Raw genomic sequence first — 16113 nt, forward strand, 5'->3', positions numbered from 1 at the left:
ATGGAAAAAAGAAGATTAGGAAATACGGAGTTATATACGACGCCAATTGTGTTTGGCGGAAACGTATTTGGGTGGACGCTGGATGAAAAGGAGTCATTTAAGATGTTGGATGAATTGGTGGAAAAGGGCTTAAATACCTTGGATACCGCTGATGTTTATTCACGTTGGGTGAAGGGTAATGAAGGGGGAGAGTCAGAGTGCATCATTGGGAAATGGCTTAAAAAGTCTGGAAAGAGAGCACAGATGAACATCATCACCAAGGTAGGTTCGGATATGGGACAAGGAAAGAAGGATATTTCCAAATCCCATATTACCAAAGCCGTGGAAGCGTCCCTCCAACGACTACAGGTGGAGACGATTGACCTCTATCTGACACACTGGGATGACGACCATACACCCGTAGAAGAGACCTTAGAAGCTTACCAAGAGCTTATCTGTGCAGGAAAGATAAACTATATAGGAGCTTCTAATCTGAGTCCAGAGCGACTAAGTGCTAGTTTAGAGGCCAGCAATAAGGAAGGATTACCACGGTACGAGGTGTTCCAGCCGGAATATAGTTTATATGCTCGCCAGGAATTTGAGGAAGGCGTTGCTAAGATTTGTCAAGAAGAAGGTTTGGGGGTTATCAGTTATTTTTCCTTGGCAAGTGGTTTTTTAACAGGCAAATACCGCAGTCGGGTGGATTTTGATAAAAGTGCGCGAGGGGGAGGGATGGACAAGTACCTTAATCCACGTGGGCTAAGGATTCTGGGAGCCCTGGATGAAGTAGCAGCAGTCCATGGTACATCTGCTGCAGCGGTAGCTTTGGCATGGCTGATAGACAGTCCGCTTGTTACAGCTCCCATAGCCAGTGCAACCAAGAGCAGTCATCTAGAGGCATTCAAGGATGCACTAACGCTCAAGCTAACTTCAGATGAAACTGAAAAGCTGCAAAAGGCTTCTGCCTATTGATGTACAGTCAGTTTTAGGTAGGGCTGTCTCATATATCGGAAATATGTCTTGTTGTTCCTTTGGGGCCTATGCTAACGGATGATGGGCATCATCTAGACGTACTTTCATGGATCGTACCAAAAGCATGTATCTATCATTCCCCATTGAAATGGGGTAAATGTGGATTTATAAGACAGCCTTTTTTAAAGCTCTACCCAACTGGAAGGGACACCGTGGGGATGCTAGACTATAACCCGCTTTATGGCTTAGGAATCGTTATGGCCTGTCCCGAAAGCTATTCGGGAAGAGCTGAAACTACAAGAAAATCAGGCTGTTTGGAGATTGAATCATCCGTCGCGGCTGATGGTGAACCTGTCTGCGGCTAGGTAGAATCGAAAAAAGCAGCGAAGCGACTGATTTTGAGGTAGTTTCAGCTTGTAATACTTGTTCGCCACGGCGTAGATAGGCTAATGCAAAATGCGGGTTTAAACTCCAGTAGGGTGACTTTCTTGTGGTTTCGATTCTCCCAGACATCCGTTGGGAAGGCATAACGCTAGATTAAATCTCCATGGTTAGCATTCCTTCAGAACTGGAGTCCAACTGCCGTATGATATTTCCATGGTCATCCCAAAAGGCGCTTTTTCCGGCACAATGGCCTCCGTCAGCTACTCCTACGCAATTGACCATGGCCACTGGCAATTTGTTGTTCTTAGCGATGTCAGGTAGCTGTTGATAGGCATTGATTACTCCCCGTTGATCCTTTGCCACACTGGAAAGAAAAAAAGAAGGGTGCGTGGCCATTACATTTTGGATATGTTCAGCAACTGAGATTTCATAGCAAATGCCCAGTCCTATGGCAGTACCATTAACCAGTAGAGACTTACGTTGACCCGGAATAAAAAAGGGCACTTCATCGTCATGCAAGAACTGTTTGGAGTAAACTTGGATCTCCTTTTTGGGATGAAAAATCAGTAAGCTGATAGTTGTACCATTGGAGCATTGAACAGGGGCTCCAACAGCAATGATGATTGCCTTTTTATCGCTTATTTCTTGGAATATTTGGAGGCGGGGATCATCCTTAGTAACGGCCAGTTGTTTTGCCAAGGTAGGTTCATAGCCTGTAAGTGATAGTTCTGGGAAAATCACCAATTCGGAATGCTCGGATGCGGCTTTTTCAATCCACTTGATGTGTTTGATGATGTTTTTATCAATGTCTCCTGCAGCAGGGCTAAGCTGAACCAAGCTAATTTTCATTTTCCGTGAGGTTTTTATTTGCTAAAGGCCTGAAAAGGTAGCATGAAAATTTTAGCGATCATTGAAAAAGTAAGATCAATTGCAAATCCCAATAAACGGAAAGGTAGTATGAGTAACCAAATAATCGGGTATAGCAGTAGGAGCAGCAAGGCTACGGGCCAGCATAGTACAAAAAGAATGGTCCAAAGTACGAGATTAAGGAATAATTTCATGATTATCGTTTGTTGATGTATAAAAACCAAGGGAGCCACAACGGAAAACAAACCGCTCAGACATTCTATTTCCCTTCACCTGCCCAAAAGTATGCCATTTGCCTTGTCGGCCATACAGCGATATTTTTCTAGGGTGGGTGTTTTATTATCGGACACTTTTTTGGCTATAATCGGACGATTCAGATAGCGAGGCTGAATCAAGATTTATGCAGCCATTTTAACCAAACTATAGCCTGTGAAAACTGGGCTCACTTATCTTCAAGTATCGACAAATTTAGTTTTGTAATGGATAGTCCTGTAAAGGACCTTAAACTTAGTTGTGGAGTTCATTTAAACTGTAAATTCATTTTATTTATATTAAAATGTTTTTTGAATACTTAAAAATGATGTATATTTGATTACTGACGTTAAAACAAAAAGGAACTATGAAAACTACATTTTTAAAAACGCTACTCTTGTCGTGCGTTGCGGTACTAATGATATCATGTACAGAAGACTTAGAGGATTTGGTAAAACCTCCATCCGTTGTAGGGGTTTGGGAGTTAGAGTCCATGGAATATGATGTCCGGACCGAGGCGATAAAAAATGGGGAGGTTTTTTCCATTGACCACACAGGCACGGCGGAGATTTTTGGATTAAAAATGAATATTTCGGATGATCCGACCAATACGTTTTTGGCAGAGGGATATTATACTGTTGAGATTCCGTCGGACTTGGCGGGAGAGACTTTTAAGGAAGTTTTCCCCTTTATGGATGTTCATAAGCGTGGTACTTGGCTTAAGGAAAGCGATAGGTTGATGTATTTTAATTTTGAAGGCTTGCCTGAAATTGAAGCCGAAATTTTAAAGTTTTCAAGTACAAAACTGGTGATTTCATACGAAGTTACCGTAGAGGACGAAATTGAAGGTACCCTTAGTACCAATACCATAAATGGCTTATATACTTTTAGTAAAGAATAGGTTTAGATATTTTTTGACTTGATTTTTTTAATGAAAGTTGGATTTCGGAGCGTAAAGCGCTATAGGATTTAAGAGAGGCTGTCCTGATCAAGGGCAGCCATTTTTTTCTTGTTTTATCAATGCCATTCAGGGATCAAACCAAAAAAAGTTGGTGTTTGTATATTTTGACAGTTACATATTTTTGGCTCTATATGGATTATAGTGGGTAAAGATATTATTCCGGTTAAATTAATGTTGATTCATGTTCCTTTTCAGTGGGCAATTTTCTATTCTGCCTTGAGGTATTTGACGTTAAGAAATCAAAGAAGTGGGCTGGAAAAAGCGCAGGCTTGTTTGACGTGAATCAGTACAAAAAATTGGTATGCTGCACAAATAGAGGAGTTTGCCTGCGTGAGTGCTGGCTTTGATTTTAGTCATATAGCTCACCGCAGCGGGTTTTTTTGGTTACGTTTTTCACCTGAAGGAAAAAAGTAACAAGGCAACAAGATGAAAGGCAAGCTAGAATTTGACATGCAAAGTAATAGTTACCCATAGTAAATCATATAGACCCATATTTTTAATGCATCCCAAGTACTAGTCCATCCTACCATGCTATCTGAAATGATTTCTGGTCTCCGAAGTACGCCGGATCCAATGAATAATCCATGACATATTCTCCATGGTTTTGAAAGGTGGATAGGTCTTCCTGGAGGTTGTATTGGATGATGTTGACCCATTTGTCCTGATAGATTTCTGTTTTTTCAAAATGGAAATGATCCGCGTAGGCAGTTACCTCCTTGATGAATGCACCTTCTTCAGGATAGGCATGAAGGTAATAGGAATAGATCAGGATGGTGAATTTTTGGGGCAAGCCATCAGTGGCTGATTTTTTTGTCAACTCTTGAATCGAATATAAGGGAAGGTGGCGGTCATATTCCCCTACGAGTACTTCACCGCTTCTTACTACAAAATCATGTGATATAAGCGGAGCATCAGCCTCACAGGAGCTTAGGGTTTTGTGAAAGATTGACTTAAAATGGTCATAGTTTTTTAATTCTTTCTGGTATGCAGTGGAAGCTAATACGGGGAATAATAGTAATACCGCCATGATTGGAGTTTTCCATTTGGCAGGAACTAACAATAATACAGCAGCAAACGAGAAGTAGAATGCAGCTAATTTCCAGTCGAGCAGTCCCAAAGCAACAATTCCTCCAAAGGCAATCCAAAGTGCGCCAAACCGGTTCCAGAAGAAATTATTGGTCCACCTCTTTGCCTCAAGGGCGATGTTGACGGATAAAAGAGGCAGTAAAATGATCAAATGGCGTGGATTGAGATGTATAGGATTATAAAAGGCAAAACTGGTAGTCATAAACCAAAACCCAAACAGTAAGCATACACTTGATAATGCAAATACCAAGTGGAGATCTTTATCATGCTTAAAGGCCCTTACCAATCCAGGTACGGCAAGGACAATCCATATCCAAAAAGTACGCTCGATGAAGGTAAGTATTGGGCTGAAAGTAAGCCGTTCTGCAAGGGCTTTCCACCCTTTGTCATAAAAGGAATAAGGGGAAATGTAGTGGCCTGTTTGGATTCCTTTTAACCTAAAAAAGGGATCTCCATATTGTGCGTAATAATAACCTAAGTAGCCAAGCAAGAAAACTGCGGCGAATAGGATGAAATAGCGGTAAAATATGATCGAGCGTTTATACTTCAAATCTACAAAGAACAAGAGAAAAGGAAGGGGGGCCAGCAGGATGATGGTTTCTTTTGTACATAGTCCGAAAAAGAAGGCCAAGGCCATGACCAAACTGGCCATGAAGGGCTTTCTATGTCGATAGATGGCAGATGCAGGAATGAGTGCAGTCCAAAATACCAACATTGAGTCTGGATAGACCTTGGGCAAGAAATGCAAAAGATAGACTGAAGTGCAAAAGAAAATTACAAAGACATTTTTTGCCAAATACTCCGGTATAATCCTCCAAATCACCACCACTGTCATCAAATAGGAAAGTAGCGAAGGCAATGCGGCCAGGTGGTCATTAAAGCCAAAAAGGTAGGTGATAAGCCCAGGCAGAAGATACGCTCCCCATCGGTAATTGAATAAATCATTCTCCTGAAATGGGATGTCATGCCAAAACTGATACCCCAGTCTCAGGTAAGATACATCGTCACTAAAGGTAATGCCATCATAGCCCCAATACCAAAAAGCTATAAAAAACAGCCATGCAGCGATCAGGCCAAGAGGATAATTGGGAGTAGTGAGTTTCTGCATATTCCCAAAAATAGCTAATTTACATTGAAAAAAGTAACGCTAAAAAAGTGACAATTAGTGTCACTAAAATGGTCTTTTGTTTTCAATACGTTAAATTGCTAATCCAAATTCAATAGGCAATGGGTAAAACAAAAAGTGTTGAGCAACAAAAGATTCTGAGAGTATTTAAATTAATCAACTTGCTCCGCTCCAATATTGGAAAATCGGCCAATAGTCTGGCAGAGATATTGGGGACGGATCGGCGCACCGTTTATCGTTATTTTCAACTGTTGCGGGAGTTGGGGTTTCAGGTGGAGCGTGAGTATGGCAAGTTTAAGATTACCGACAGGGTGGAATATGACAAAACCACATTTTACGGGACTTTTTCGGATGATGAAGCCACCTATTTGGTGGACTTGATGAATAAAAGCGGAAAGAAGAACTTACTTAAAGAATCCATTTTGGAGAAAGTACAGGTTAGGTCAGCTTTTCAGCAAAGTGTTTCGCAGCTTTTTAATGCCAAACTGGGACGGTTTGTCGATGAAATCAGCCACGCCATAAAAAATAAATATCAGGTTGTTTTAAAGGACTATTATTCCCTCAGCAGTGATTCTGTCAGTGATCGCTTAGTCGAACCGGTGGTTTTCTCGAATAATTACGAGTCGGTCTATGCGCTGGAAGTGGCCAGCAAAGAAATGAAAATGTTCAAGCTGGAACGCATCAGTGAGCTAAAGGTCACGACCAAGCGCCACCTTTATGAAACACTGCACGAACCCTTGGAGCAAGGTTTGTTTGGATTTACCGGGAAAGATCAGTTTGAGGTGAAGCTGAGGCTTTCCAAAAAGGCTTACCAATTGCTTATAGAGGAACATCCGGATGCAAAACCTTATACCTATTCGGTAGCAAACAATACCTATTATTTCGAAAGGGAAGTTCCTGAATTGCCAGGTATTGGCCGGTTTGTGTTGGGGCTTCCGGGAGAAATTCTGGTGGAAAAAGGCCAAGAACTGAAGGCCTATTTGGAACAACAAATGAAAAAGGCTGAAAACATGTTTTCAGCCTTTGAACAGGATAAAGTATAACTTGTGGTAGTTTTACTTTAGCTGGATTAATTTAATGATATTATTGCCATTGTGTCTGAACACTCCGGTCACTGTACCGTCTGTTTCCAATGTAATGTCCAAATCCTCACAGAGTGTAGAACATTCAATGGGGATTTCCCCTAACATTTTGTAGCCAACTTCCACATTTCCGAATGCCAACGTAGCCGGTTGGTAGCTTGGAGATTTAAGCGGAAGCTCAAATGTAGCATTGGGACTTACCAGCTCTTTAGACTCTTCCGAGAGGTAAGTGTACGCAGTATAAAAGCCGTCTGTAGCCTCATTGTGCATTTGTTCTTTCCGGATGTTAATCACATAATCGTACCCCATTTGGTAATTAAATCCATCTATCGCGTCGATGGGGATTTCGTCCCATTCATTCGTTCCTTCCTGATGAGATAACTGAACTTTAAGGAATAACGAAGCATTGCCGGCTTCATTGTTCTTTACTACAGGATAGTGTTTTATAGCGATGGTTTCTTCCTTTTGCGGAAGCTCATTAAAGCAGCTCGAGAGTAGGATACAAACTCCTAGAACAAAAAAGGTGGACCAGCTTGTAAAATTATTTTTCATTTTCATTGAATAGTTGATGGTAGATTTTGGTTTAGTTTATATCAGCAACCATACAATTCGGATGCCATGTGCATGGGAATACGCCGTGCCCACGGTGCTTGTGACAGGAGTAAGATTAAATGAGGTCACCGACCACCTATCGCTTTTGGCAAAGCCGTGTAAATGCATCAGACCTTAAAACCAAAAAAATGCCTTCTCTGTGATTCTTGTTTAATGCTAACCGGATAATTTTTATATTCAGCCATCACTTAAATTATTATTTATGAAAAGATTAGTACTGATTGCCTTTGTAGGATGGTGTTTTTCCTTTGGAGCAAGCGCCCAGCAATTACTCAATTCAGATTCTTCTGCTGTTTCAAACCACCAGGTGACCATAAAAGGGGAGAAGGTGAACTATACCGCGACGGTGGGTACGCAGCCAGTTTGGGACAAGGAGGGTAAGGAAGTGGCCTATCTCTTTTATACCTATTATGAGCGAAGTGATGTAGAGGATAAAACCAACCGCCCATTAGTAGTTTCGTTTAATGGTGGTCCGGGTTCTGCCTCAATCTGGATGCACATTGCCTACACGGGACCTGTTTTGTTAAATATCGATGAAGAGGGCAACCCCATTCAGCCATATGGTTATCAGGAAAATGAACAATCTATCTTGGACGTAGCGGACATTGTATATGTGGATCCCGTGAATACAGGATATTCCAGAATTACAGATAAGGAAGCGGATCGCTCCCAGTTTTTTGGGGTAAATGCAGATGTAAATTACCTCGCCGAATGGGTAAGGACTTTCGTTACCCGCCAAAACCGATGGGCATCTCCAAAATTTTTGATTGGGGAAAGTTATGGAACTACCCGCGTATCAGGTCTCGTAAGCCGCCTCCAAAATAGCCAGTGGATGTATTTTAACGGGGTAGTACTGGTGTCGCCAACGGATTTGGGCATTGACAGGGAGGGCCCTGTGGCCGCTGCCAACTATTTGCCCTACTATGCGGCTACTGCCTGGTACCATGGCGTCCTTAACCCTGATTTGCAAAACAAGGATTTGGAAGAGATCTTGCCTGAAGTGGAGGCCTTTACGGTCAATGAACTGATTCCTGCAATGGTGAAAGGAGGCTTTCTTTCTGAGGCAAGGAAAAAGGAGCTGGCCAGCAAAATGTCCGAATACTCAGGCTTAAGTGAAGCAGTTATTTTGGAGCATAACTTGGCGGTGCCGACAGGTTTTTTTTGGAAGGAATTGCTGAGAGATCAAGGCTTGACAGTGGGAAGACTGGACAGTAGGTACCGTGGGGTGGATCGGCAGGACGCTGGCAGCCGCTATGATTATGATCCGGCACTTTCCAGCTGGAACCATGCATTTGCTCCTGCCTTTAACCACTATATGATCAATGAACTTGATTTTAAAACGGATATAAACTATTTCCTTTTTGGTCCGGTTCATCCTTGGGATAGAAGTGGTGACAAGACGGGTGAAAACCTAAGGGCTGCATTGGCCCAAAACCCCTATCTCCATGTGATGATCCAGTCGGGGTATTTTGATGGCGGTACAGATTACTTTAACGCCAAATATTCCATGTGGCAGATGGATCCAAGTGGAAAGCTTAAGGACAGGCTCTCTTGGAAGGGATACCGAAGCGGTCACATGATGTACCTAAGATCGGAGGATCTGGAAAAAGCCAACGATGATATCAGGGAATTTATCAAGAACGCTATACCTAAAGCAGGAACTCCGGCAAAATATTAATAAAAAATGGCACCTTGGAAGCATGTGCCACTGATTGTTGGATGCAGATGGTGTTTCAAAACAAAAGGCTACCGGAAGTCAGTGACTTACGGTAGCCTTTTTTGATTAAAGGCCCGTTCAAATTCCTTCAAATTGGTAACCATTTCATCAAATCCCATAAATATACCCAGTTGTTGGTAAATAGCAGCTTTGGTCTCGCCTAATTTCCTCAACCCGTAAACGGAAGTACTCCCAGCGCTTTTGGAGAGTTTGTGGTCACCGTTTTCCATCATAAGGGGGTGGTGGTAAAAAGTGCTTTGGGAAAATTGGTTTTTAGGTAGAAGGCCTGCTAAAAATAATTGTGTCCAGCTGGAATCAAACAGGTCATCACCACGCACAATGAGGTCCACGCCATAGTGAATATCATCCACGACAGAGGCCAATTGATAGGAGGGAGCACCATCTTTTTTCCTTATGACAAAATCTTTCATCAAGGCAGGAAGGGGGGATGCGCAGTAGTTGTTTTCCAATTTCATGGTCAGTGGATGCTGATCTGTCTTCAGCCGCCAGTTTACCATTTTCTGACCTAGGTCAATGTTTTTGCCAATACAGGTGCCGGGATAGCTGCCATCTGGAGAGGCTAGTGCGATTTTCTTCCTGCTGCATTGGCACGCATACACGCGATCATCTGCCACCAAGTGATCAAGCATCTTGTGGTATAGGGGCATGCGGTGGATTTGCGAAAAGGAATCTTGGTATTCTTTCAAATTTTTGGGACCATAGTGCCACGGGAAATCCAGAAAATCAAGGGTTTCGAACAAGTCTTCCACATAAGGCATTTTCACCCTTTTTTGATCCAAATCGTCTATCCTTAGCATGATTTTGGCACCGTGCCTCTTGGCCAGTGCATACGTAATGGCAAATGACAGGACATTTCCGAGGTGTAAATATCCACTTGGTGTAGGGGCTATTCTGGTCAATCGATATGTCGGGGGAGAAACTGGGGTCATGACAGACAGGGAATAATGGACATACGCAATTATAACAGCAAAATTTGAAAGTAAAAACTTGTCTGAGCGGAAACGGATATGATCCCTGCAACTGATTGGCCAATAGCAGGGGTGCTTCGGGGTCATTGGGAGTTGACTTGCATGCCTATAATGAAAAGAAATGCTGGATTTGCCGCTGAAATGTTATAATTTACGTTAACGTCAGCATTGTCGTCACAATAAGCATGATTTTTAAGTAATAAAATTTATCAATGGAAACCGATTTAAAGCTTGCCGTATTGATTGATGCGGACAATATACCTTCCGGATATGTGAAGGAAATGATGGAAGAAATCGCCAAATATGGAAATCCCACCGTGAAGCGAATTTATGGTGATTGGACACAGCCTAACTTGGCCAAATGGAAAGTGGTACTTCTGGAAAATGCCATTACGCCCATGCAGCAATACAGTTATACTACTGGCAAAAACGCTACTGATTCAGCCATGATCATTGATGCCATGGATATTCTATATTCGGAAAGGGTCGATGGCTTTTGTATTGTGTCGAGTGACAGTGACTTTACCAAATTGGCTACCAGACTCAGAGAGGCAAGCATGAAGGTCATCGGAATAGGAGAAAAAAAGACTCCGACGCCATTTATCGCTGCCTGTGATAAGTTTATCTACCTAGAAATCTTAAAACAGGAAGAAAAGAAAGCGTCTAGGCCCACTGCTGGCGTTTCCAGGCAAAAAGATTCGGAAGTGGACCAAGTGACCAACAAGGTTATTAAGCTGATTGCCAATACCATTTCGGACTGTGAGGATGACGATGGATGGGCCTACTTGGGTGATGTGGGCAATTTGCTCCAAAAGAAGCAGCCGAACTTTGATTCCAGGAATTATGGTTTCCAAAAGCTCACCCCTATGATCAGCTCCATCAATAAATTTGAAATAGAACAACGGGAAGGCCAACGCGGCAGGCACAAGTTGATTTACGTTAAGAACAAGAAATAAAGTGGCTGGGTTAGCTAGGGAAAAAGGAGGTTAACCTATAATTTTAAGGCCATAAGCCGTTTGAAAAAGGAAACTTCCTGTAATTTTGTGACTACAAACAGAGATCGGCCAAAAGACGCACTGGATTATACGTAGGTTTAGGTTTGACTTGACACTATGCTGGTATCATAGTAAATTCCTATGCTCTGGCATCTTTTTTGGTTTAATGTTTCAAAACAATCATACTTATTAATATGCTCAAAAGGATATCAATTTTATTACTTGCAGGCCTAATCTTTTATAGCTGCGCGACAGTTCCGCTTAGTGGCAGGAAGCAGCTAAGTCTGGTGGACAATTCGGAGGTTTTGCCAATGTCCTTCCAACAGTACAATGACGTAAAAAGCGAAAGCAAGGTCGTAACCAATACTGCAGATGGTGAAAGTGTGGTGAGGGTCGGTAAGCGGATAGCAGCTGCTGTAGAAACTTATCTTCATGACAATGGCCATGGAGAGATCCTGAATGGTTTTGAATGGGAATTTAACCTGATTCAGGATGATCAGGTGAATGCTTGGTGTATGCCGGGAGGCAAGGTGGCTTTTTACACCGGTATTTTGCCCGTTTGCCAAAATGATGAGGGCATAGCCGTAGTGATGGGGCACGAAGTAGCACATGCGATCGCCAGTCATGCCCGGGAGCGAATGTCTCAAGGGATGGTCGCCAATGGGTTATTGGGAGGTGTACAGGCGGCCATGGGCCAAAACCCTACCTTGACCGAATCGATTTTTATGCAGGCCGTCGGGATGGGCAGCCAAGTAGGCATGTTGAAATTCTCCAGGGATCAGGAGTTGGAAGCTGATCAGCTTGGACTGATCTTTATGGCCATGGCAGGATACGACCCCAGAGTGGCTCCTGAATTTTGGCAACGAATGGAAGCGAAGTCCAACGGTGAAGCACCGCCCGAATTCCTTTCTACCCACCCTGGGCCAGATCGGAGGATAGACGAACTGAACAGCCAAATGCCTGAGGCACTAAAATATTATAAGAACTGATCTGCTCAGTCTGACGTCAATGAACATAAAAAGCCAAAGCATTTTTTGATGCTTTGGCTTTTTATGTATCTGTCAAAATATCCCTGAATACAGGGACTAAGATTTTTGATTAATTTTGTTAATTGGACACGGAGAAATTAGGTGACAAAATTATAACAAAATGAAGATAAACCGTCTGGTCCTGCTCGTTTTTATGATGGGTGGCTCATTAGCCTCTTTTGGCCAAAAATTAAAAGAAGATAAGAAACTGACAGCGGGTCTGAATGCCTTGATGGAAGAGTTCCAAGGGACAGCTGGAGTCTATGTGGAGCATTTACCTTCTGGAAAGTATGCCGCCATCAATGCGGATACCATTTTTCCTACTGCCAGTATCGTTAAAGTGCCCATTTTGATAGGCATTTTTGACAAGATCGAAAAGGGCGAACTGACCTATCATGAAGAGTTGGTCTATAGGGATTCTATCAAATATGGAGGTTCAGGCCTGATGCAATTTTTTGAAGACAGCACCAAGACAGACCTCAGCACCCTTTTGGCCCTTATGATCACCTATAGTGATAATACCACCTCCCTTTGGAGCCAGGCTCTTGCTGGAGGAGGGGAAACAATAAATCCGATTTTGGAAAAGAATGGGATGGAATTTACCAGGGTGAATTCTCGTACAGCTGGAAGGACGCGGGATTGGGAAAAATACGGCTGGGGACAGACGACACCCCGTGAGATGGCTACCTTGCTAAAAAAAATCAGAAAAGGACAAGTGGTCAGTAAAGCCGCTTCTGAACGTATGTACCGCTTGATGACCAATGTATATTACGATGATTACGCCCTTTCGCAGATTCCCCCTTACATCCAGACGGCATCCAAGCAGGGAATGGTCAATGCATCCCGCTCCGAGCTGGTGATGGTCAATGCTCCCCATGGAGATTATGTTTTTTACATTGCCACCAAAAAAAATCAGGATACCCGGTGGGAACCAGATAATGCCGCCTGGGTGTTGGCCAGAAAGGTCTCGGCATTGCTATGGGATTATTTTGAGCCCCAAATTCCTTGGACTCCTGCCCGTGGCAGTGAAAAGTATGTGGAAGGATTAGATTATTAGACATGAAAGAATTGACCATCGAAAATGTAACGGTTCGTTTTGGAGCAGAAAATATGGACGTAAAGGCCATTCACCGATATCTATCGGAGGAGTCTTACTGGGCCAAGGGGATTGGCTTGGAAAAGGTGAAATCCTCCTTGGAAAACTCTTTTTGTGCAGGTGCATTTATCGCTGACAAGCAAATCGGTTTTGTCCGTGCCGTAACAGACTATTCTACTTTTGCCTGGGTTTCGGACGTTTATGTGCTTGAAGCGTATTCGGGAAAAGGAATTGGGCAGCAAATGCTCAAAGAATTTTTTGCACAAGAGTGGTTTGGCGAGCTCAGAAGGATCATGCTGGCTACCAAAGATGCCCATTCATTATATGGGAAATTTGATTTTACATCCTTGGACAAACCGGACATGTTTATGCAGGTCCTGAGCGACAAGTTCACACTTATGTGAAAAAGCCTCATGGCTTCCAATAGGGCAATGAGGCTTTTCTATCAAGCTTGGACGGCTCAATTCTTGCTTGACTCGTGTATTTCATACTTGCCTGCAATCAATCCAAAGGACCTTACCAGCCTGTTCCATGAGTTGATCTGGATGACCTCCAGGGTGAGCATGGCGATTTCAGCTTGACTGAAGTGAGTTTTCAGTTTGTCATGTATGCCATCGCTGTGCTGTTCAGCAGGCAGATGGGTGAGCATTTCCGCAAATTCCAGAACGGCCTCTTCTTTGGCAGAATAATACGGTGCTTCTCGCCAAGCCGTCAGTGAAATCAACCTAAGCGGTGTCTCCCCGGCATGGACCGCTTCTTTATAGTGCATGTCGATGCAATAAGCACAACTGTTGATCTGGGAAACCCTCATTTTTATCAGTCCTTTAAGGGTAGGCGAGAGGTCATTTTGGTCAAGAAAGTGTTGGACATGCTTGAGTGATTCATAAAGCCCATTGGGCAGCTCTTGATATGAAATACGCTCTTTCATAATGTAGTGATGTTTGGTTTATTCTAATGACAATCCATCACTGATTATGTGACATAAACGGAGGTTTTTTTTGTAAAAAAATCAATTTGTCAGGATTCCGAATAAAGAATATCCGGGCAATTTGGTGATTGTCGAAGACAAATACTTGGCAATTGATCACTTTTCCGATAGGTGAAATGTAAAGTAACGCTGGCGTATGGTTAATGGTAGTCTGCTGAATGGTGATGTCCTGATAGAATTTTTTGTACAAGCCTTGCAGCATGGCCATGACCCTTTCTTTTCCATAGAGTGTTTTGGTGCCGGCAGGTACTTTCCCGCCACCATCAGAGGCAAGGGAGATGTCTTTCACAAGAAGCTGCTCCAATCTTTCAGCATCTGCATTTTGAATGGCCGATAGGTACTCCTTCAAACGAGATTCGTCCGAATGGCTCGGCTGTATAGGGGGAGCATCCTGGAGCCTTTTTCTTGCTCTGGATAGGGATTGTCTAGAGACCTCTGGGGTGATTCCCAGTGTTTTGGAGATGTTCCGGTGACTGTATCCAAAGACTTCTTTCAGCAAAAAAACCGCCCTTTGTCTTACCTCCAGCCTTTCAAGCAGGAGCATCATGGAATAGTGAAGAATATGCTCCTGGGATGGTTCTGGAACAGCAGTGTCCGTTATGATAGGTTCGGGTAGCCATTCATGAGGATATGACGCGATGGTTTGGTTAAGCTTCTTTTTCTGGTCAATGGCTCGGTTAACGACCATGCGGACGAGGTAACTTTTTTCGTTTTGAACCAGTCCTTTTTCGAGCGTCAAGAACTTTTCGAATACATCCTGAACTACATCCTCGGCATCCATGGCCGTGCCCAAAATATTATAGGCATAGGTGAAAAGCAGCGGACGGTACTGTTCCATGCGGCAATGTGATTGGTTTTACTGCAATTTACAGGAGAATCTGGTTTTGTTCAAAGAAATAGAATTGTGCTACTGATAAAGAAGGTTTCTGTAGTTGGTGAATCATGCCTTGGATTTCAGAAACTAACGGAGGGGCGTCGATATTCATTGTTTAACGACGCTGTGGAAAAGCTGTTTTTAATTTTAACAGACCACTTTAAGTGACAAAATTGGAATGTTGAAATTGGAGAAACTCATTTAAATAAGTGATTTTTCACTTAAAATTGTTTAATATGACAAAAGTCATGTTTTTAACTTCGTTTTTGGATTACTTTTGGGGGAATGTTTACCATCTATTAATGAGTGACTATCATGAATACTAAAAATACACCGTGCGAACTTTGTGTCAGCAGGAAATTTTCCTTGTTTTCGGATCTGGACGAGCAGCATTTGTGTAGTTTGTCAGATAGCAAAAATCTGATTACACATCAAAAAGGGCAGGTGCTTTTTTACGAGGGAACGAAGCCGTTGGGAATATTCTGTATCAGTTCGGGAATTGTAAAGGTGTATAAAACCGCTTCAAACGGCAAGGATCAAATCATTCGCCTTGCCCAAAAAGGAGATTTTTTGGGATATACCTCATTGCTTGGAGAGGATGTTTATAGCAATTCCGCTTCGATTGTGGAGGATGCCAATATTTGCTTTATCCCAAAAGAAACTTTTTTGAACCTTCTGGCAAAGGACAATAAATTTCATAAGCGGTTGACCAGATCTATCTGTCAGTCCCTGGGGCTCATGGAGGAAAAGCTCACGGATGCCACCCAAAAAACCATCCGAGAGCGTTTGGCTTTTACACTGTTGAAGTTGAGCGACTCCTATGGCGTGGACGGTGGAGAGAATCAGAAAATCAATATCAATCTGACCAGAGAGGAAATAGCTGGCCTTGTAGGGACTGCCACGGAAACGGTCATCAGGTTGCTGTCGGAATTCAAAAAGGACAAAATGATTTGTTTTGAAGGCAAGAAGATCATTGTGATGGACAGGAATGCATTGGCCCGTCTTTCTGATTTCTATCAGACATAAATGGTATTCAAATTTCCTCTCAGAAGCTCCTGATGGTATCCTTCGATAGGCCCAATGATAATGGTCATGCATCGACGAT

General features: G+C 42.8%; 15 protein-coding genes. 9 read left to right on the plus strand and 6 right to left on the minus strand.

Features of this window, described 5'->3' with window-relative positions:
* A complete protein-coding gene (locus FDP09_RS13455) occupies nucleotides 1-951 on the plus strand; it encodes an aldo/keto reductase (RefSeq protein ID WP_137403158.1) in 951 nt (316 codons plus the stop codon).
* 537 nt (nucleotides 952-1488) lie between these two features.
* Here FDP09_RS13455 and FDP09_RS13460 read toward each other — a convergent pair.
* Entirely contained in the window at nucleotides 1489-2184 is a 696-nt protein-coding gene (locus FDP09_RS13460; protein ID WP_137403159.1) for a carbon-nitrogen hydrolase family protein, read from the minus strand.
* Between the two features lie 637 nt (nucleotides 2185-2821).
* Between FDP09_RS13460 and FDP09_RS13470 the strand changes: the two genes are divergently transcribed.
* Nucleotides 2822-3355, plus strand: coding sequence for a hypothetical protein (locus FDP09_RS13470; protein WP_137403160.1), 534 nt, complete (start codon nucleotides 2822-2824; stop codon nucleotides 3353-3355).
* Nucleotides 3356-3938: 583 nt separating this feature from the next.
* Here the strand turns inward: FDP09_RS13470 and FDP09_RS13475 are convergent.
* Nucleotides 3939-5609 (minus strand): ArnT family glycosyltransferase, encoded by a 1671-nt coding sequence (locus FDP09_RS13475; protein WP_137403161.1) that lies wholly within the window; start codon nucleotides 5607-5609, stop codon nucleotides 3939-3941.
* A 119-nt stretch (nucleotides 5610-5728) separates the two neighbouring features.
* On the opposite strand from FDP09_RS13475, the gene FDP09_RS13480 reads away from it, so the two are divergent.
* On the plus strand, nucleotides 5729-6670 hold the full coding sequence (locus tag FDP09_RS13480) for a helix-turn-helix transcriptional regulator (protein WP_137403162.1): 942 nt from the start codon (nucleotides 5729-5731) through the stop codon (nucleotides 6668-6670).
* A gap of 12 nt (nucleotides 6671-6682) precedes the next feature.
* Here FDP09_RS13480 and FDP09_RS13485 read toward each other — a convergent pair whose 3' ends face one another.
* Nucleotides 6683-7261, minus strand: a complete 579-nt coding sequence (locus FDP09_RS13485; protein WP_187328673.1) for a DUF4377 domain-containing protein — start codon at nucleotides 7259-7261, stop codon at nucleotides 6683-6685.
* A 262-nt stretch (nucleotides 7262-7523) separates the two neighbouring features.
* Here FDP09_RS13485 and FDP09_RS13490 point away from each other — a divergent pair, with 262 nt between their 5' ends.
* Nucleotides 7524-8999 (plus strand): S10 family peptidase, encoded by a 1476-nt coding sequence (locus FDP09_RS13490; protein ID WP_137403164.1) that lies wholly within the window; start codon nucleotides 7524-7526, stop codon nucleotides 8997-8999.
* 86 nt (nucleotides 9000-9085) lie between these two features.
* Here FDP09_RS13490 and FDP09_RS13495 read toward each other — a convergent pair whose 3' ends face one another.
* On the minus strand, nucleotides 9086-9988 hold the full coding sequence (locus FDP09_RS13495; RefSeq protein WP_137403165.1) for a glutamate--tRNA ligase family protein: 903 nt from the start codon (nucleotides 9986-9988) through the stop codon (nucleotides 9086-9088).
* A 251-nt stretch (nucleotides 9989-10239) separates the two neighbouring features.
* Between FDP09_RS13495 and FDP09_RS13500 the strand changes: the two genes are divergently transcribed.
* The 4 genes from FDP09_RS13500 to FDP09_RS13515 all read left to right on the plus strand — a co-directional run bounded on the left by FDP09_RS13500 (nucleotide 10240) and on the right by FDP09_RS13515 (nucleotide 13550).
* A complete protein-coding gene (locus FDP09_RS13500) occupies nucleotides 10240-10983 on the plus strand; it encodes an NYN domain-containing protein (RefSeq protein WP_137403166.1) in 744 nt (247 codons plus the stop codon).
* Nucleotides 10984-11216: 233 nt separating this feature from the next.
* Nucleotides 11217-12011: a M48 family metallopeptidase gene (locus FDP09_RS13505; RefSeq protein ID WP_137403167.1), complete on the plus strand. Its 795-nt coding sequence runs from the start codon at nucleotides 11217-11219 to the stop codon at nucleotides 12009-12011.
* A gap of 160 nt (nucleotides 12012-12171) precedes the next feature.
* Complete coding sequence (locus FDP09_RS13510; protein ID WP_137403168.1) at nucleotides 12172-13107, plus strand: serine hydrolase; 936 nt, start codon at nucleotides 12172-12174, stop codon at nucleotides 13105-13107.
* Nucleotides 13108-13109: 2 nt separating this feature from the next.
* A complete protein-coding gene (locus tag FDP09_RS13515; protein WP_137403169.1) occupies nucleotides 13110-13550 on the plus strand; it encodes a GNAT family N-acetyltransferase in 441 nt (146 codons plus the stop codon).
* A 56-nt stretch (nucleotides 13551-13606) separates the two neighbouring features.
* Here the strand turns inward: FDP09_RS13515 and FDP09_RS13520 are convergent, their stop codons facing one another.
* Both FDP09_RS13520 and FDP09_RS13525 read right to left on the minus strand, forming a co-directional pair.
* Nucleotides 13607-14074, minus strand: coding sequence for a carboxymuconolactone decarboxylase family protein (locus FDP09_RS13520; protein WP_137403170.1), 468 nt, complete (start codon nucleotides 14072-14074; stop codon nucleotides 13607-13609).
* A gap of 37 nt (nucleotides 14075-14111) precedes the next feature.
* Complete coding sequence (locus tag FDP09_RS13525; protein WP_137403171.1) at nucleotides 14112-14972, minus strand: sigma-70 family RNA polymerase sigma factor; 861 nt, start codon at nucleotides 14970-14972, stop codon at nucleotides 14112-14114.
* A 351-nt stretch (nucleotides 14973-15323) separates the two neighbouring features.
* Between FDP09_RS13525 and FDP09_RS13530 the strand changes: the two genes are divergently transcribed.
* Nucleotides 15324-16034 carry a Crp/Fnr family transcriptional regulator gene (locus FDP09_RS13530; protein WP_137403172.1) on the plus strand — a complete coding sequence of 237 codons (711 nt, stop codon included), beginning with the start codon at nucleotides 15324-15326 and terminating at the stop codon, nucleotides 16032-16034.
* Nucleotides 16035-16113 lie beyond the last annotated feature (79 nt).

The sequence above is a fragment of the Echinicola rosea genome (assembly GCF_005281475.1).
In the GTDB taxonomy this organism is placed as follows: domain Bacteria; phylum Bacteroidota; class Bacteroidia; order Cytophagales; family Cyclobacteriaceae; genus Echinicola; species Echinicola rosea.